The following is a 580-nucleotide window of genomic DNA, read 5'->3' as shown; positions in this document are numbered from 1 at the left end:
AAGATGAAGAAATGATTGCACGAGCTCTTCAAATTGAGCTTGAACATGGAGGATACAAAGTATTCGTAGAGCATGAAGGAAAAAGCGGCCTTGAAGCTGCTTTACATAATAGCATTGATCTAGTTTTATTAGACGTTATGCTTCCAGAACTTAGCGGTATCGAAGTCCTTCGAAGAATTAGAAAAAAGAACGCCTGCCTCCCTGTTATTCTTTTGACAGCCCGTGACACTACGCTAGATAAAGTGATGGGACTAGATCATGGAGCAAATGATTACATCACCAAGCCCTTCGAAATAGAAGAAGTATTAGCTAGAGTGCGCAATAGTCTTCGCCATGGAGCTATCATTCAAGAAGTTACTGAAAAAAAAGATGTTCATTTATCAATAGAAGATTTATCTGTAAATTTAGAGACGAGAGAAGTGATAAGAAAAAACAAAACGATTATATTAACGCCGAAAGAATATGATTTGCTTGTGTATTTACTAAAAAATCAAAATATCGTACTGAGCAGAGAAAATATCCTTTTGACCGTTTGGGGCTACGATTATGAAGGAGAAACAAACGTAGTAGATGTGTATAT

1 protein-coding gene is annotated in these 580 nt (G+C 36.6%); it reads left to right on the top strand.

Going from position 1 to position 580, the window contains the following annotated elements:
* The coding region (locus AC1DRF_RS31675) for a response regulator transcription factor (protein WP_477742784.1) at window positions 1-580 on the top strand (580 nt) is incomplete at both ends.

The organism is Priestia sp. P5_B4, assembly GCF_056400385.1.
The sequence above is the reverse complement of the archived record's forward strand: the minus strand, read 5'-3'. Positions and strand labels throughout refer to the sequence as shown.